Source organism: Nostoc sp. XA010 (genome assembly GCF_020829625.1).
Taxonomy (GTDB): Bacteria; Cyanobacteriota; Cyanobacteriia; order Cyanobacteriales; family Nostocaceae; genus Nostoc.
In genome coordinates, this window is the sequence record NZ_JAIVFX010000007.1 from 157,628 (window position 1) to 173,773 (window position 16,146).

Annotated in this window: 19 protein-coding genes and 2 pseudogenes; 17 read left to right on the plus strand and 4 right to left on the minus strand. The window is 40.6% G+C overall.

Annotated elements, in window-relative coordinates:
• The first annotated feature begins 219 nt into the window (after positions 1-219).
• Positions 220-759, plus strand: a complete 540-nt coding sequence (locus LC608_RS13125) for a DUF2267 domain-containing protein (RefSeq protein ID WP_229553966.1) — start codon at positions 220-222, stop codon at positions 757-759.
• Positions 760-825: 66 nt separating this feature from the next.
• On the opposite strand, the gene LC608_RS37530 is transcribed toward LC608_RS13125, so the two are convergent.
• Positions 826-912: an element excision factor XisI family protein gene (locus LC608_RS37530; protein WP_374108399.1), complete on the minus strand. Its 87-nt coding sequence runs from the start codon at positions 910-912 to the stop codon at positions 826-828.
• 13 nt (positions 913-925) lie between these two features.
• Between LC608_RS37530 and LC608_RS13135 the strand changes: the two genes are divergently transcribed.
• The gene (locus tag LC608_RS13135; protein WP_229553967.1) at positions 926-1,114 is read left to right on the plus strand and encodes a hypothetical protein; all 189 of its coding nucleotides are present in this window, start codon (positions 926-928) and stop codon (positions 1,112-1,114) included.
• A gap of 3 nt (positions 1,115-1,117) precedes the next feature.
• Here the strand turns inward: LC608_RS13135 and LC608_RS13140 are convergent, their stop codons facing one another.
• Positions 1,118-2,050, minus strand: coding sequence for a phospholipase D-like domain-containing protein (locus LC608_RS13140; RefSeq protein WP_308189873.1), 933 nt, complete (start codon positions 2,048-2,050; stop codon positions 1,118-1,120).
• A 384-nt stretch (positions 2,051-2,434) separates the two neighbouring features.
• Positions 2,435-3,778, minus strand: a pseudogene (locus LC608_RS13145) (site-specific integrase); the annotation flags it as partial.
• Positions 3,779-3,956: 178 nt separating this feature from the next.
• On the opposite strand from LC608_RS13145, the pseudogene LC608_RS37535 reads away from it, so the two are divergent.
• The 13 genes and pseudogenes from LC608_RS37535 to LC608_RS13205 form a co-directional block, all read left to right on the plus strand.
• Positions 3,957-4,124 (plus strand): annotated as a pseudogene (locus LC608_RS37535) (nitrogenase molybdenum-iron protein alpha chain); the annotation flags it as partial.
• Between the two features lie 254 nt (positions 4,125-4,378).
• Complete coding sequence (gene nifK / locus LC608_RS13150) at positions 4,379-5,914, plus strand: nitrogenase molybdenum-iron protein subunit beta (RefSeq protein WP_229553969.1); 1,536 nt, start codon at positions 4,379-4,381, stop codon at positions 5,912-5,914.
• A 156-nt stretch (positions 5,915-6,070) separates the two neighbouring features.
• Entirely contained in the window at positions 6,071-6,418 is a 348-nt protein-coding gene (locus tag LC608_RS13155; protein WP_094327421.1) for a Mo-dependent nitrogenase C-terminal domain-containing protein, read from the plus strand.
• A 96-nt stretch (positions 6,419-6,514) separates the two neighbouring features.
• On the plus strand, positions 6,515-7,897 hold the full coding sequence (nifE, locus tag LC608_RS13160) for a nitrogenase iron-molybdenum cofactor biosynthesis protein NifE (RefSeq protein ID WP_229553970.1): 1,383 nt from the start codon (positions 6,515-6,517) through the stop codon (positions 7,895-7,897).
• Positions 7,897-9,234 carry a nitrogenase iron-molybdenum cofactor biosynthesis protein NifN gene (gene nifN / locus LC608_RS13165; protein ID WP_229553971.1) on the plus strand — a complete coding sequence of 446 codons (1,338 nt, stop codon included), beginning with the start codon at positions 7,897-7,899 and terminating at the stop codon, positions 9,232-9,234. Before nifE ends, nifN begins: the two co-directional genes overlap by 1 nt.
• A gap of 301 nt (positions 9,235-9,535) precedes the next feature.
• Positions 9,536-9,949 carry a nitrogen fixation protein NifX gene (gene nifX, locus LC608_RS13170; protein ID WP_229553972.1) on the plus strand — a complete coding sequence of 138 codons (414 nt, stop codon included), beginning with the start codon at positions 9,536-9,538 and terminating at the stop codon, positions 9,947-9,949.
• Positions 9,946-10,422 carry a NifX-associated nitrogen fixation protein gene (locus LC608_RS13175; RefSeq protein ID WP_229553973.1) on the plus strand — a complete coding sequence of 159 codons (477 nt, stop codon included), beginning with the start codon at positions 9,946-9,948 and terminating at the stop codon, positions 10,420-10,422. Before nifX ends, LC608_RS13175 begins: the two co-directional genes overlap by 4 nt.
• A 106-nt stretch (positions 10,423-10,528) precedes the next feature.
• Positions 10,529-10,729, plus strand: coding sequence for a CCE_0567 family metalloprotein (locus LC608_RS13180; protein WP_229484039.1), 201 nt, complete (start codon positions 10,529-10,531; stop codon positions 10,727-10,729).
• A 91-nt stretch (positions 10,730-10,820) separates the two neighbouring features.
• A complete protein-coding gene (gene nifW, locus LC608_RS13185) occupies positions 10,821-11,138 on the plus strand; it encodes a nitrogenase-stabilizing/protective protein NifW (protein ID WP_229553974.1) in 318 nt (105 codons plus the stop codon).
• A 10-nt stretch (positions 11,139-11,148) separates the two neighbouring features.
• A complete protein-coding gene (locus LC608_RS13190; protein WP_229553975.1) occupies positions 11,149-11,958 on the plus strand; it encodes a HesA/MoeB/ThiF family protein in 810 nt (269 codons plus the stop codon).
• A gap of 106 nt (positions 11,959-12,064) precedes the next feature.
• Complete coding sequence (locus LC608_RS13195; protein ID WP_229553976.1) at positions 12,065-12,436, plus strand: iron-sulfur cluster assembly accessory protein; 372 nt, start codon at positions 12,065-12,067, stop codon at positions 12,434-12,436.
• Positions 12,437-12,670: 234 nt separating this feature from the next.
• Positions 12,671-12,970 carry a 2Fe-2S iron-sulfur cluster-binding protein gene (locus tag LC608_RS13200; RefSeq protein ID WP_229553977.1) on the plus strand — a complete coding sequence of 100 codons (300 nt, stop codon included), beginning with the start codon at positions 12,671-12,673 and terminating at the stop codon, positions 12,968-12,970.
• A 103-nt stretch (positions 12,971-13,073) separates the two neighbouring features.
• The gene (locus LC608_RS13205; protein ID WP_229553978.1) at positions 13,074-13,334 is read left to right on the plus strand and encodes a FeoA family protein; all 261 of its coding nucleotides are present in this window, start codon (positions 13,074-13,076) and stop codon (positions 13,332-13,334) included.
• Between the two features lie 215 nt (positions 13,335-13,549).
• Here the strand turns inward: LC608_RS13205 and LC608_RS13210 are convergent, their stop codons facing one another.
• Positions 13,550-13,759: a molybdopterin-binding protein gene (locus tag LC608_RS13210; protein ID WP_229553979.1), complete on the minus strand. Its 210-nt coding sequence runs from the start codon at positions 13,757-13,759 to the stop codon at positions 13,550-13,552.
• A 315-nt stretch (positions 13,760-14,074) separates the two neighbouring features.
• Between LC608_RS13210 and LC608_RS13215 the strand changes: the two genes are divergently transcribed.
• Both LC608_RS13215 and lysS read left to right on the plus strand, forming a co-directional pair.
• Positions 14,075-14,956 (plus strand): AAA family ATPase, encoded by an 882-nt coding sequence (locus LC608_RS13215; protein ID WP_229553980.1) that lies wholly within the window; start codon positions 14,075-14,077, stop codon positions 14,954-14,956.
• Between the two features lie 35 nt (positions 14,957-14,991).
• A complete protein-coding gene (lysS, locus tag LC608_RS13220) occupies positions 14,992-16,131 on the plus strand; it encodes a homocitrate synthase (protein ID WP_229553981.1) in 1,140 nt (379 codons plus the stop codon).
• Positions 16,132-16,146 lie beyond the last annotated feature (15 nt).

The following is a 16,146-nucleotide window of genomic DNA, read 5'->3' on the forward strand; positions in this document are numbered from 1 at the left end:
TTATTTTGACTGGTTTTCGATACAGACGGGCACAAACATCAGAAGTATTGCTCTCCTCATCTCAACCATGACTTTACAGCTATGAGCAGATCAAAGAAATTTCTAACTTTTGAATAGATACCATCTCAAACTTCTGGAAGATTACAAGGGTTTTTGATTTGTGCGACCTTACATAAAGTAAGCATAAAGACTCAAAATTAATAACCAGAAGAAAAAACAATGCCAGATCAAAGTTTTAGAACAAATATTCCAGAAGTTGACCCAACAGAGATTGAAGATACTCGAACTGCGATCGCTGACGAACATAACTCATTTCTTGAAAAAGTCATGGTTCGAAGCGGATTTGCAGATTTGTATGACGCAAGAGACTTTACCGAAGTTGTGTATCGCGTTATGCGTGACTTAATGACCACGGACACAATTGATCGCGTCGAGTCAGAACTGCATACAGAAGCTATACCTACAGATGAAAAAGCACTCCAGTTTGAAGTGGCTGAACTTTGGAAAGACACTAATCCTGTTGTAAGATTTTTAAGTCGAATCCGTCAACCTTTGAAAGGCCCGGCTCCCATTGGAATTGATTCCAAGCTATTTCTAACGCGAGTTGCGAATGAAGGAGGGGTTCCAGGATCAGTCGAGGCAGAACAGGCAGTTAAAGCAGTGTTTTCTGCTACCAAAGACGAACTTTCCGAAGAGCGGATTCAGGAAATTGCTGGCGCGCTCCCTGATTATGTACGTCAGCTTTGGGAGCAAGCTTAAATTAGAAGTATAAAAAAGTTAAGCCTGTTTGTGAGTAACGATCACAAACAGGCTTTTTCAATAGATTTAGCCTATAGCAAACTCTGTATACTGCCTTACATGAGGTGCATGATATGCTATCACAATATCTTGCTTAGGCACTCCCTCGCTCACGAGTTTATCTGCGATGTCTACGACGGGCTACGCCTGCACATCCTCCGTTCGCACAATGGAAACCGAGAAAATGTGCCTCAAGTCCTTGCTTATCGAGCTGCTTACCTCAATGGATTACTATCTGTTTGAGCCGCCTTCAAAAACTGAGATGCTCCCCACTACGGGAGGGATGCGATCGCTCTACAACGTGATTATTAAATGACAGTTAATCGTTTAATCCAAAATACTGAGATAGCTTTTCTATTGTCAAACGACTTTCTATACTTTTCATTTCACATACTATATTCGGGTTTGCAAAAAGGTCTTTTTCCCAGTATGCCTGACTTTTAGGTACTGTTTTTATCCATTCAATACGGACAAGGTACTCGGATTTGTCCAAGTCATCAGCATATTCGTCCATTTTTGGGGCAACTAGTGGTACATCTAGGATTGGTACTTGTTGCCCATTGAACAATACCGTGAAGTCTTTTACACGTACAGCAGTATCTGTTACTAGACCAACGCCAACATAACCAATTTTTTTGGGTATGTAGACGAATATACGTGACCCAGACAAAAGGCGCTCTAGATGTCTGCTATGCTTTTTCTCACTCCCAGCAGAGATAAAACCATATTTTCGGCAGTCATCCCAATTGCGATGTCTGCCTTCACCAATATTTACATAAAAATCACGACCATTCCAAACCTCATCAGATTCTTTGGCGTTTGATTTACTAGCTTTTTTTTTCAGATTTTTAGGCTCAGGGAGAATTTTTGATTTAATAATTGGAGCATCTGAATTTAAATAACTATTTTGTTCTTCAAGCCGAGGTGTTATTGTAGTATTTTTCTTAATATAGTCTTTTAATTCCGGTATATTAATCTCACCACTACTTGACCATGAGTGTTCAAACCATTCTCTAATTTCATTAATATGATTATTTTCGTCTAGCAAAATTGACATTTCTAATCTTTGAGTGATACCCATTGCAGTCAAGTTTGCAGAACCTACTAAGCACAAATTATCGCCAAGAATAACTTTGGCATGTAAATTTCTATAATGATGAATATTATATTTATTGTCAATGATAAAATTAAAGATGTCTTCTCTTACTTTACCTTGAAAAGCACCAAGCCAAGCTTCTACATCAGAAATAATACGCTAGTTTACTTGCTTGCGTAATAATACTTTAATATAGCTAACATCAATATAGGGACAAGCTATCAGTAATTCTTTACTATTACTCACTTGATGAATAGCTTCATCAAAAGGTGAAAATCCACCATTTATACTTTCTTTAGTATGATATATCAGCTTAATACTCATAAAATATTAGATTAAAATATACTATATATCATAATTGTATAAATACTTTTTTGATTTATCAGATGCCCAGAAAGACCCCCTAGAGTTCCAGGTGACTTAACAATCAGTGTTCCAATGTCAGTAGCCGACATAAATACCTGAATGGGTTTATGTGGATAATTTTTCACCCATTAATCATAGCAAATTCTCTAACTTTGCTATGATTTATCAGTAAATTTAACTTTGCTTATAAACCATTTCCATTTTCAACTTCTCAATCTCCAATCTCAACTTGTCATTCTCCATCCTCAACTTAGCATTCTCCTCCCTAATCAACTCAACTTCATTTCTCTTACTCAAAGCCTGATTAATTGCCAACTTCCGCATATCTAGTGAAAACCAACGCTGATAAGTTTGGGTGTGAACTTGTACGCTATGCCCCAAATTATCCGCCGCCGCTTTAATTGGTATTCCCAAAATATGCGCTCGAATTGCCCATGCGTGGCGCAAATCATAGGGTTTAAAGTCTAATCCTATCTTGCGAAACCACCAACTAACTCGCTGTGTTAACGCCGTTATTTCAGCATGATTTGTGTTATCTTTTTTAGCGATCGCACTCCTCAACATCTCTAAATACTTCGGATTTCTCAAATCAAAATCCTCAATCCATTGTCTATGTAATGGCAATGCTTCTCTCTCACCAGTTTTACAATCTTTATGAACTTTCCATGTCAAATCTGTATTTTCTTTACTCAACCACCAATCAATATCAGGATTAATAAAAAGTTCCCGTGGACGTAAACCAAAAACTGTTAACATTCCATAAGTCCAGCGCCAAAGTTGCCAACTATCTTGAAGATTTTGATTAACTTGATTACCTCTATTATTTTGGTAGTCTTCAAACTTGATAATTCCCTTAGATATTTCTACATCGGTAGGTATATTTCGAGAATTATTCTCAGGCATTTTAGAGTATTTAGATAAATCAATTTCGATATTGAATGTCACACAAAATGCTGCGATCGCTCTAGCTGCATTATACTTAGCCCATTCTTTATCAATTTCTTCAATTGAACTTATCAGATTTTCAGCAGTAGCTAAATCTTTAGGATTGGTAAATCTCTTTGTGCGGGAAAAGTAATAAAAAAAAGTATGTTCGCTTTTAGTTGTGCGTTTATGAGTTTTAAAATACTCATTCTCAAATTGTTCGAGTAATTCTCCTATAGTTTTAAAATCTTTTTTAATTGCCTCATTTCCTAGATATTTATCATTCCATTCAAAAGTTTTCCGAGCGATTAACTTGCCTAACTCATAAGCTTCTTCCTCAGCTGTCTTGAGTCCATCCAAGTTAGAGGGAATATTCAAACTGATATTGTATTGCTTTCTCCCAGTAGCATTACTATCTTTGTCTCCCGGTTTAATTGGTAAGGTCGCTCGTAATTGCAGACTTCCATTCGATTCTCTAATTGTCACCTTTGCCTTTGCAGACTTCAAACGCAGATTAACTTTCTCTAATTCCAGTAGTACTTTCGTTCTCATGTGTTCTTTTTGCTGCTGTGCTTGCAGAGATGAGCAAAAAAACAGGCGATTTTTTAATCGCCTTGGTTAAGGACAACATTTAGATGATGGGTGAGTCCTGAACCTAGTTATGCTGTGTTTTTAGCCTATATTTAGCCTAAAAATAAATGTGTTATTAGCGAACAATGCTTATCGCTGACACTGTTTACTGCAAACATTAGGCTGTTGAAAAGAATTAAACCACATAAAGGATTACTCCGGCCCTTATCACGGTTATGACGGCTTCGCCATCTTCGCACGCGACATGGACTTGGCACTCAACAGCCCAACCTGGGGATTAATTGGCGCTCCTTGGAATGAAAAGGCTAACGCTAAGAAGGCTGAAGCTAAGGCTAAGGCTGCCGTTTAGGGAAATGGGAGAGTGAGATAAGTAAGGATAACCTGGGGCTAAAACCCCAGGGGGGAGTTGGGAATCCAAAATTCAAAATTGAAAGATTAAAAATTTATTTTGATTTTTGCATTTTGAATTTTGAATCATATTCCCACTCCCTTGTACAGACGCGTAGACGCTCGAAGAGCGGCTTCTCGCAGAGTATAATCGCGTCTTTACCTACTCGCACCTCAATCAGTAAAAGAATTCAGTAAGCTTGGAGTCCAGAAGAAATGCCTCAGAATCCAGAAAAAATTCAAGATCACGTCGAGTTATTCCACCAGCCTGAGTACCAAGAGCTATTTGAAAACAAAAAGCAGTTTGAAAACGGTCACGCACCCGAAGAAGTAACACGGGTTGCAGAGTGGACAAAGGGTTGGGATTATCGTGAAAAGAACTTCGCTCGTGAAGCTTTAACCGTTAACCCTGCTAAAGGCTGCCAACCACTAGGAGCAATCTTTGCTGCTGTTGGTTTTGAAGGTACTCTACCTTTTGTTCAAGGTTCTCAAGGTTGCGTTGCTTACTTCCGCACCCACTTAACCCGTCACTACAAAGAACCATTCTCTGGTGTATCTTCTTCAATGACTGAAGATGCAGCCGTGTTTGGTGGTCTGCAAAACATGATTGACGGCTTGGCGAACTCTTACACTCTCTACAAGCCTAAAATGATCGCTGTCTGCACCACTTGTATGGCAGAAGTAATTGGTGATGACTTGCAGTCTTTCATCAACAACGCCAAGGAAGCTGGTTCAGTTCCTCAAGATTTCCCAGTTCCCTACGCTCACACCCCTAGCTTTGTCGGTTCCCACATCACTGGTTACGACAACATGATGAAGGGAATTCTTTCTAACTTGACCGCAGGTCATAAGAAAGAAACCAGCAATGGTAAGATCAACTTCATCCCAGGTTTTGATACATACGTAGGCAACAACCGCGAAATCAAGCGGATTGCTTCCCTGTTCGGTTTTGACTACACAATTCTAGCCGACAACAGCGACTACTTGGATTCACCCAACACAGGTGAGTTCGATATGTACCCAGGTGGTACAAAGCTAGAAGATGCAGAAGATTCAATCAATGCGAAAGCTACGATCGCTCTGCAAGCACACTCCACCCTCAAAACCCGCGAGTACATCGAAAAAGAATGGCATCAACCAACCTCAGTTTCCCGTCCTTGGGGCATTAAGGGTACTGATGAGTTCTTGATGAAACTCAGCGAATTGAGTGGTATCCCCATTCCTCAAGAATTGGAAATCGAACGCGGTCGTGCAGTTGATGCCATGACTGACTCCCACTCATGGATTCACGGCAAGCGCTTCGCTATCTACGGCGAACCAGATTTAGTATACAGCGTAGTTGGCTTTATGCTAGAAATGGGTGCTGAACCTGTGCATATCTTGGTTCACAACAGCAACGAAGTATTTGAAGCAGAAATCAAAGAATTGCTTGCTTCTAGCCCCTTCGGTCAACATGCAACTGTTTGGCCTGGTAAGGACTTGTGGCACATGCGTTCATTGTTGTTCACCGAACCAGTAGACTTCCTGGTTGGTAACACCTACGGTAAGTACCTGTGGCGCGACACCAAGATTCCCCTCGTGAGAATCGGCTACCCCATCATGGATCGCCACCACTTACACCGCTACGCCACCATTGGTTATCAAGGTGTGATCAACTTGCTCAACTGGGTTGTCAATACCCTGTTTGAAGAAATCGATCGCAACACCAACATTCCTTCTAAAACAGATATTTCCTACGACTTGATTCGTTAGAAATTGCGTAGAAACACAACGTGTTAATTAAAGGGTAAAGAAGGGGAGTAGGGAATAGGGAGTAGGGAGTAGGGAATCCAATCCCAATTCCCGATGCCCAATCCCCAATCCCCAACTCCCCTTTTTCTTGATAGCATTTACCCAAGGTATATATAGATGGAAACCATCAATCACACTCACGAACACACTCACACTCATCCTCATCCTAATTACCATCCACCTAACCAGAAAAAACCAGGATGGTTCCACAATCTTCTTAATCCCTTGCGCCGTGTGGTGGATGGAATTCAGGTTAAAAATAATCGCATCGCTCATCTAATTTGCCAAACAATTCCTTGTTGTTGTCCCTTTGAGCGACAAATTAAATTATTTGGGAAGTCTATTGATATCCCACCACTATGTAAACTCAATCCTTTATATGACGAATTTGTAGGATTGCGTTTCCGCGCTCTATCTTACCTCGCTGATGTATGTGGAGAGGATGTCACAAAATACATTTGTTAGTCATTAGTCATTGGTCATTGGTCATTAGTCATTAGTTGTTAGTTATCCAAATGACAAATGACAAAGGACAATTAACAATTAAGTACGAGAAGAGAGATGAAAAGCACCCAAGGCAAAATCAACGAGCTGCTGACTGAGACAGGATGCGAGCATAATCAGCACAAACAAACGGAAAAGAAAAATAAATCATGCGCTCAACAGGCACAACCTGGCGCGGCTCAAGGGGGCTGTGCCTTTGATGGTGCAATGATTGCTTTAGTGCCGATCGCAGATGCAGCGCATCTAGTCCACGGGCCGATCGCTTGTGCTGGTAATTCCTGGGGCAGTCGTGGTAGTCTGTCGTCTGGCCCTCAACTCTACAAAATGGGCTTTACTACTGACTTGGGTGAAAATGATGTCATCTTCGGTGGCGAAAAGAAACTCTACAAAGCGATTCTGGAACTTCACGAGCGCTACCAACCAGCAGCAGTATTCGTCTACGCCACTTGCGTTACAGCCCTAATTGGCGATGATATGGATGCTGTCTGCAAAGCGGCGGCTGAGAAAATTGGTATTCCTGTTGTTCCCGTCATTGCCCCAGGATTCATTGGCAGTAAAAATCTGGGCAACCGTTTTGGTGGTGAAGCTTTATTAGAATATGTTGTCGGAACAGCAGAACCGGAACATACAACGCCCTATGATATTAACTTAATCGGCGAATACAATATCGCCGGGGAAATGTGGGGAGTAACACCACTGCTAGAAAAATTAGGCATCCGTATTTTGTCTAAAATTACGGGCGATGCTCGCTACGATGAAATTCGCTATGCCCACCGCGCCAAGCTCAACGTCATGATCTGCTCACGAGCGCTGCTCAACATGGCGAGAAAGATGGAGGAGCGTTACAACATCCCTTACATTGAAGAGTCTTTCTACGGCATCGATGATATGAATCGCTGTCTGCGAAACATCGCTGCTAAATTAGGCGATGCTGATTTACAGGAGCGGACAGAAAAGCTAATTGCAGAAGAAACGGCTGCTTTAGATTTGGCATTGGCTCCTTATCGCGCTCGACTCAAAGGTAAGCGGGTTGTTTTATATACTGGTGGTGTCAAGAGTTGGTCGATTATTTCCGCTGCTAGAGACTTAGGCATTGAAGTTGTGGCTACCAGTACCCGGAAAAGTACTGAGGAAGATAAAGCCAAAATCAAGAAGTTGATTGGCAACGATGGCATCATGCTGGAGAAAGGCAACGCTCAAGAATTGCTACAAGTGGTTAAAGACACTCGCGCAGATATGCTGATTGCTGGTGGACGTAACCAATACACAGCTTTGAAAGCTCGGATTCCTTTCCTTGATATCAACCAAGAACGCCATCATCCTTATGCAGGTTATGTGGGAATGATTGAGATGGCGCGGGAATTGTACGAAGCTCTGTATAGCCCGATTTGGGAACAAATACGCAAACCCGCTCCTTGGGAAGAAGAGGAGGAAGTTTAATGGCGATCGTTACCGCTTCTAACAAAGCACTGACAGTTAATCCCCTCAAGCAAAGTCAAGCTTTGGGCGCAACCTTAGCCTTTTTGGGATTGAAAGGGACGATGCCCCTATTCCACGGTTCTCAAGGTTGTACTGCTTTCGCTAAAGTTGTGCTAGTGCGGCATTTCCGGGAAGCGATTCCTCTTGCTACCACAGCGATGACGGAAGTCACTACTATCTTGGGTGGTGAAGAGAATGTGGAGCAAGCAATTCTGACTCTGGTGGAAAAGGCTAACCCAGAAATTATTGGTTTATGTAGTACTGGGTTAACGGAAACTAGAGGCGATGATATTGAGGGTTTTCTTAAGGAAATCCGCGATCGCCATCCCGAATTGAATGATTTAGCGATCGTTTTTGCACCTACCCCAGATTTTAAAGGTGCGTTGCAAGATGGCTTTGCTGTTGCTGTCGAAAGCATAGTTAAGGAAGTTCCTCGCGCAGGTGGACTCAGAACTGAACAAGTCACAGTTTTGGCGGGTTCTGCTTTCACACCTGGGGATGTACAAGAAATCAAAGAGATAATCGCATCCTTTGGACTAGTGCCGATCTTTGTACCTGACCTTGGCGCTTCTCTAGATGGTCATTTAGAGGATAATTATAGTGCGGTTACAGTCAGTGGGACTACCTTAAAACAGCTACGAGAAGTAGGTAGTTCTGCTTTTACCCTGGCATTGGGTGAAAGTATGCGGGGTGCTGCAAAGATTCTGGAAGAACGCTTTGGCACACCTTATGAAGTGTTTGGCGAACTGACGGGATTGGAACCAGTAGATGAGTTTATCCAAGCATTGGCGATTTTGAGCGGTAACAGCGTACCTGAAAAATATCGCCGCCAACGTCGTCAATTGCAAGATGCGATGCTGGACACCCACTTTTACTTCGGTGCAAAACGAGTTTCCTTAGCACTGGAACCAGATTTGTTGTGGTCAACCGTGCATTTTCTGCAATCGATGGGAGCGCAAATTCATGCTGTGGTGACAACCACGCGATCGCACCTCTTAGAAAAACTCCCGGTTAAAAGCATTACCATCGGTGATTTGGAAGACTTTGAGAGTCTAGCGGGCGGTTCTGATTTGCTGATTGGTAACTCCAATGTGGGTGCGATCGCAAAACGTCTCTCGATTCCTCTTTATCGTCTAGGATTGCCTATTTATGACCGTTTAGGTAATGGTCAATTTACCAAAGTTGGCTATCGAGGCACGATGGAACTTTTGTTTGGCATAGGCAACCTGTTTTTAGAGGCAGAAGAAGCGAGAGTTAAGCAGTTCCAAGAGTTTGGAACTGTGAGCGCAGAGTTTTGAATTCACACTTGAAATTCAAAACAGTTCAGTTAAGAGTTGATCCTCCCTAACCCTCCTTTTTAAGGCGTGTATACACAAGTCGAATTACCCCCCTTAATCCCCCCTTATAAAGGAGGGAAACAATAAATCTAGTTCCCTCCCCTTTATAAGGGGAGGGTTAGGGTGGGGTAAAACCTTGGTTAATCAGCTATTTCATACTTGTGTATACACCGGAGCTTTTTAAGGGGGATCTTCCAAAGCTAAATATTACTAACTGAACCGTATTGCTTCAAAATTCAAAACTTTAGAGAGGAGAATTACAATGAAAATAGCCTTCACGACGAGTGACCGAGTTCATATTAATGCTCACTTCGGATGGGCAAAAATGATTGATGTTTACGAAATTACCGATGAGGGATATCACTTCGTAGAAACCCTCGCCTTTGAAGGTGAACTCAAGGAAGATGGTAACGAAGACAAAATCACCCCAAAACTTGAAGCAATAGGCGACTGTACGATTATTTACGTAACAGCAATTGGTGGTAGTGCCGCCGCTCGTTTAATCAAGAAAGGTGTCACCCCAGTGAAGGCGCGATCGGAAGAAGAAGAAATTAGCGAAGTGCTAAATAAGCTAGTCAAAACCCTCAAAGGTAATCCTCCACCTTGGTTGCGTAAAGCTTTACAGCCAAAAACCACAAACTTTGCTGATGAAATTGAAGACGAAGCAACAGTATGACCGCAAATAATAGTGTTAACGGAACCGCTACAACTGAAGTCTTGAACTCACCTTTTCTTAAGGTATTAATCAAACAAATCCGTGGTCAAGACAGCTATGGAGTTTATCGTACTTGGTCGGATGAGTTGATCCTCAAACCCTTTATTGTCACCAAGCAAAAGAAACGGGAAATATCCGTTGAAGGCGAAGTTGATGCGGTAACTCAAGCCAGGATTATGGCATTTTTTCGGGCTGTAGCGGCTGGGATTGAACAAGAAACAGGTTTGATATCCCAGGTTGTAGTTGATTTGAGCCATGAAGGATTTGGCTGGGCGCTAGTTTTTTCTGGTCGTCTTCTGCTAACTGTGAAAACGCTGCGCGATGCTCATCGCTTTGGCTTTGACTCGCTAGATAAATTAGCAGAAGAGGGAGAAAACTATGTCAAAAAAGGTCTTGATTTGGCGAAGCGCTTTCCTGAAGTTGGCAAAATTTAATTAGTCATTAGTCATTGGTCATTGGTCATTAGTAAAAGACAAATGACTAATGAAAAAGGACATAGACGCCCTTTGGCGGCTTCCCGTAGGGTAGGACAAAGGACAAATGACAATTGAGGAATTACAAGGACAAATCAGACGGCTTAACAGCAAAGCAGGTCAAATGAAAATGGATCTGCATGATTTAGCTGAAGGTCTGCCAACAGATTACAACCAACTTATGGATGTTGCCGCCGCAACTTATGAAATCTATCGCAAGTTAGATGAACTTAAGCAACATCTAAAACAATTGGAAAATGCTAAATGACCTAAAAGGAAAAAGATACAAGCCCCTAAAAGCATGGGGATTGTTAATTTTCACTTTTGATTTTTGACTTTTGAATTCGGAGCGAAGCGACGTGACTGGAACTATTGATGAATTCAAGAAGCTCGTAGATGCAGAAGAATTTTTCCAATTCTTTAATATGTCCTACGACTTAGAAGTTGTGAATGTACATCGTCTACATATTCTGAAAAAGTTTTCTCAATACATGCAGGAAATTGATAATAATTCTCCTGACTTGAGTGAAGAAGAGAGACTAAATCAATATTCTTCGGCTTTACAAAAAGCTTATCAGGTATTTATCGAATCGACAGCTTATGAACAAAAGCTGTTCAAAGTGTTTAACGACAAGCCGAAAAATGTAGTCACACTGACAGAAATCACTTCTGATTAGGAGGTATAAATTGGTTAACCTAACGCCTACCGAATTAGAACGCTATCGTCGCCAAATGATGCTTCCAAATTTTGGCGAAACAGCACAGAAACGCCTGAAGTCAGCGACAGTTTTGGTTACAGGTGTGGGGGGATTAGGCGGTACGGCGGCGCTTTACCTAGCAGTAGCGGGCGTTGGGCGGCTAATCCTAGTCCGGGGTGGTGACTTGCGGCAAGATGATATGAATCGTCAGGTTCTCATGACTGATGATTGGGTAGGTAAGCCAAGGGTATTCAAAGCTAAAGAAACTCTGGATGCGATTAATCCTGATGTCCAAGTGGAAGCTGTTCATGATTACATCACCCCGGAAAATGTAGATTCGTTAGTGCAGTCGGCTGATATGGCTCTTGATTGCGCCCACAATTTTACAGAGCGCAATTTGTTAAATGAAGCCTGTGTGCGATCGCGTAAGCCAATGGTGGAAGCTGCAATGAATGGGATGGAGGCTTACCTGACGACGATTATTCCTGGTGTGACTCCTTGTTTATCTTGTCTGTTTCCAGAAAAGCCTGATTGGGATCAGCGCGGCTTTTCAGTTCTAGGCGCTGTTTCTGGGACACTAGCTTGTCTAACGGCTTTGGAAGCTATCAAGCTGATCACCGGGTTTAGTCAGCCTTTATTGTCGCAATTGCTGACAATGGACTTGAATCGGATGGAATTTGCTAAACGCCGTTCTCACCGCGATCGCTCTTGTCCAGTATGCGGTAATAGTGCGCCTTGGAGACACGCGCAATCCAATTCGATGGAACCCACCGCTACAGGTATTGCACAAAATAGTTAATTTTCGTCATTAGTCATTGGTTATTAGTGAATAACAAAGGACAACTGACAAATGACAACCTACACCTGAAATCAGAACAACTAATCGCTACAAATCAGGAGACTTAATGGCCGTTATTTTATCAGAAAAAGCAGAATTTCATCTGCGGGCATTCCTCAAAGGTTCCGCACCCGATGCTGAAGGCGCAACTAAAGGTGTCCGCATCTCGGTAAAAGATGGTGGTTGCAGTGGCTATGAATATGCGATCGATATCACCAGCAAGCCCCAACCAGATGATTTGGTAAGTCAGCAAGGTAAAGTGCTAGTTTACGTTGATGCTAAAAGTGCGCCGTTATTAGACGGAGTTATCGTTGACTTCGTTGAGGGAGTGATGGAAAGCGGTTTTAAATTCATCAACCCCAATGCAACTGATACCTGCGGTTGTGGAAAGTCCTTTAAAACAGACGACGGTACGCCTACTGGTGTACCTTGCAGCTAACATCATTCCGTTAGCACTAAGTCAATTGTAGAGGCTTGCCATAGACGCATTCCGCAGAGTTTCAATGCCCTTGAGGTAGCTTCTAGTTCGCCTTGCATCCCTTACCTCTATAGAGAAGCTGACTAAACTTAGCATTAGCATCTCCGTAAGAAGAAAGGAAGCAAAAAGTAGGATAGGTTGCTCAAAAAATTCGGAAATTAGACCAACTGTATAACGTTTGAGGAGAATCTGAAAATGGCTTCCTACCAAGTTAGATTAATCAACAAAAAAGAAGACCTCGACACCACAATTGAAGTTGACGAAGAAACCACCATCTTAGAAGCAGCAGAAGAAAATGGGATTGAGTTGCCCTTTTCATGTCATGCAGGCTCTTGCTCTAGCTGTGTTGGTAAAGTTGTCGAAGGTGAAGTTAATCAAGACGATCAAAACTTTTTAGATGACGATCAGGTTTCTAAAGGATACGCTTTACTTTGTGTAACTTACCCTCGTTCTAATTGCACAATTAAGACACATCAAGAAGCATATCTAGTCTAAATTATTACTTTGGTTGCTAAAGGCAGCAACCAAATAAAATACGAAGGATGAAGGATGAAAATATACTTCCTTCTTCCTTTGACAATTCCTAATTGTAATTAAAATGTTTACCCGCTTTAGTGTTACTGGCTGTTCCTTAGAATTATTGAGAACAGGAGAGCGAGGAATCGTAATTGTCTGTAAAAATCAGGATGAAACAATCTTAAGTAAACTTATATCAATGGGAATATTAACAGGGACTCATATCACTTTAAAACAAGATTTTCCTTCTTTTATTCTGACTATTGATAACATAGATTTTATACCAGATTCAGAAAGTGTTAGAGCGATTTATGTTCGCATTATTGAGAACTACATTAATTAACATTTATGTATAGCCTTACTTAATTATTGCTAAAAAATAAAATACCAGATTTCTTAAATAAGCCGGGTATCTATAATTTTTAATAATTAAAAATCTAATATGATTGCTGTAATTACGCTTGACTACGCTATTGCACTATTCTAGTCACTAAATATAAATAAATACAATTTGATATGAAAAATAGAGCGGCTTACAAAGGAAGCCAACTCTATTTTTTAATCAACAGCAACTATCACATCTGATGCTTTAATCACAGCATAAGCCTGCTTACCTTCTGCAAGCGATAGCTTTTCTGCTGATGATTTTGTAATGATTGACACTAGCTCTACTCCTGGCGCTAGTTCTAAAGTTATCTCAGTATTAACTGAACCATGTACAACTTTTTTGACAGTACCCTTAAGAGAATTACGAGCGCTAATTTCCATGTTGTTTCTTCGATAACTTTAACTATTTATACTTTAGTAAAGTAGCAAATTTTGATCTTAAAACTAGCTTTCTTTAAGATATCTTAATAATTTTGAAATAATTCTAATTTACTTAACAGTGGTACCTCTGTTTAAGGAATATTATAAAAATGGGCTGGGCACTTATTTGCGGCAAAAAGCAAGATAAAAATTTAAAACCCTTACTATTGATGGATATTATCATCAATTTAACAGAGCCATTTAGTTATGTATAAGCACTGAGGTTATAACATATTGCCGTACTTATAATAACTAGACTAAAAAGAGGTTCATATTGTGCAGGATCGAGTTAATACAACAAGGCCAAATCTATTTTTTGAACACTTAAGTCCAGGTGTAGGCGTAGGATTTCCTGTTCCTAAAGACTGGTTGCCAATAACAAGCTTTCCTTTACTAATCATAGTAGGTATGACTGGCGTGGGAAAAAGCACAATCACAAAATTTTTGGCTGAAGAAGGCTTAGATTTCACACTTTTACCTAATCGTCGTATTTTAACTGAACGCGTAATAATTTCGCCAATGTTAAAAATACAAGAGAAACTTGTGCAACCTCATTGCCGGATTAAACGCTTAACTTATACTCGCCTTTATCGAGAATACTTTCCTGGTGGAATGGGTCACATTTTAGCTTCGCTACACATCAATCCGCAAGAAGTCAACTCTATGTTAGTTTTTGATAGTTTGCGTGGGGAAAATGAGGTTCGCTATGCAGCTAAAGCTTTAAAAAATGCTAAATTTGTAATGTTGACTGCACCAAATACAGTTCGTTTAGAAAGGCTTTTGAAACGTCATGACTCTTTTGATTGGATTGCTAGTCAAGAGTTAAATGATCATAGGCAAATTGTCCCAGAAGCACTGACAAACTTTGCTAGTTTGGGCGTACCAGAGGCTTCTGATTATTTTACTCCTAAAGAAGAGCAAGAAATCTTAGAACTTGTAAAAAAACAAGTTGTTACGCGTGTAGAATTGCGGGACAAACTAAAAATATTTGTTGAAGAGAGTCAGAACTATGATTCGGTTCCTACGAAACAGGTTTTAGAAGCGATGGATACAAGCGATCGCTCTCTTATAATTGATACTATAACCAGTCCCCAAGAATCAGCTAAAGCAATTATTTTTCGATTATGCAAATCTGTTAATATAAAAACCAGTAAGTAAATATTATTAATAAGAATTAGCATAAGGATTGGCCAATGTCGCTATCTGAATTTGCAATTGTAGAAAGTACTCTCCGTGAAGGCGAACAATTCGTCAAAGCCAATTTTTCTTCAGATGATAAAGTCGAAATCGCTGAAGCGCTTGCCGCATTTGGAGTGGAATATATAGAGTTAACGTCACCAATTGCTTCACCTCAGTCTAGACGAGACTGTGAACGATTAGCTAGGTTAGGCTTGCCATCCAAAATATTAACTCACATTCGCTGTCACTTAGAAGATGCTAAAGTTGCTTTAGCAACAGGCGTAGCCGGGATTAATTTAACTATTGGTAGTTCTTCTTTGATGCGTCAGTTCAGTCATGGTAAAAATATTAATCAAATTATTGATTTAGCATCTGAAGTTTTAACTTTTATTCATCAGCAAGCTCCCGATATTGACTTACGGTTTTCTGCTGAAGATTCGTCACGTACTCCTAGAGAAGATTTAATCACAATTTACTCGACGGTAGAAAAATTAGGATTCGTAAAACGTATAGGAATTGCCGATACGGTAGGAATTAGTACCCCAATGCAAGTATTTGAATTAGTGAAGACTGTGCGCCAGTTCACGAATTTAGATATTGAGTTTCACGGCCATAATGATACAGAATGTGCAAATGCTAACAGTTATACAGCACTAGAAGCTGGAGCAACTCATATCGACACTTGTGTGCTTGGTATCGGTGAACGCAATGGTATTACCTCACTAGCTGGATTTATCGCTAGGTTATATGCTACAAATCCAGAGCTGATTAAATCTAAATATCGCTTGGATAAACTTGGTTACTTGCATGAATTAGTTGCCCAAAAGGTTGGGATTTCTATTCCTTTTAACCACTGTATTTTTGGTGAGAGTGCTTTTAGTCATAAAGCTGGCATTCATACTAAGGCTATGCTCAATAACTCTCAGACTTATGAAGCTATTAATCCCCGAAGTTTTGGTGTAACGCGCTCAATTTTAATCAATCATAAATTGGCTGGAAAACAGGCGGTTAGTCATCGAGCTAATGAATTAGGACTTTCCTTTAATTTATTCCAGCTTAAAGATATTACCAATAGGTTAAAAACTTTAGCTGATAAACAAAGTCTTACCATCGAAGATGTAGACAATATTTTATATTTTTATCATTGCAAGTAAATTTTAAAATATACA

Excerpts from the sequence above, each read along its gene's own strand:
- LC608_RS13125 (WP_229553966.1), top strand. The coding sequence starts at position 220 with ATGCCAGATCAAAGTTTTAGAACAAATATTCCAGAAGTTGACCCAACA.
- LC608_RS13135 (WP_229553967.1), top strand. The coding sequence starts at position 926 with ATGTCTACGACGGGCTACGCCTGCACATCCTCCGTTCGCACAATGGAA.
- nifK (WP_229553969.1), top strand. The coding sequence starts at position 4,379 with ATGCCTCAGAATCCAGAAAAAATTCAAGATCACGTCGAGTTATTCCAC.
- LC608_RS13155 (WP_094327421.1), top strand. The coding sequence starts at position 6,071 with ATGGAAACCATCAATCACACTCACGAACACACTCACACTCATCCTCAT.
- nifE (WP_229553970.1), top strand. The coding sequence starts at position 6,515 with ATGAAAAGCACCCAAGGCAAAATCAACGAGCTGCTGACTGAGACAGGA.
- nifN (WP_229553971.1), top strand. The coding sequence starts at position 7,897 with ATGGCGATCGTTACCGCTTCTAACAAAGCACTGACAGTTAATCCCCTC.
- nifX (WP_229553972.1), top strand. The coding sequence starts at position 9,536 with ATGAAAATAGCCTTCACGACGAGTGACCGAGTTCATATTAATGCTCAC.
- LC608_RS13175 (WP_229553973.1), top strand. The coding sequence starts at position 9,946 with ATGACCGCAAATAATAGTGTTAACGGAACCGCTACAACTGAAGTCTTG.
- LC608_RS13180 (WP_229484039.1), top strand. The coding sequence starts at position 10,529 with ATGACAATTGAGGAATTACAAGGACAAATCAGACGGCTTAACAGCAAA.
- LC608_RS13195 (WP_229553976.1), top strand. The coding sequence starts at position 12,065 with ATGGCCGTTATTTTATCAGAAAAAGCAGAATTTCATCTGCGGGCATTC.
- LC608_RS13200 (WP_229553977.1), top strand. The coding sequence starts at position 12,671 with ATGGCTTCCTACCAAGTTAGATTAATCAACAAAAAAGAAGACCTCGAC.
- LC608_RS13205 (WP_229553978.1), top strand. The coding sequence starts at position 13,074 with ATGTTTACCCGCTTTAGTGTTACTGGCTGTTCCTTAGAATTATTGAGA.
- LC608_RS13210 (WP_229553979.1), bottom strand. The coding sequence starts at position 13,759 with ATGGAAATTAGCGCTCGTAATTCTCTTAAGGGTACTGTCAAAAAAGTT.
- lysS (WP_229553981.1), top strand. The coding sequence starts at position 14,992 with ATGTCGCTATCTGAATTTGCAATTGTAGAAAGTACTCTCCGTGAAGGC.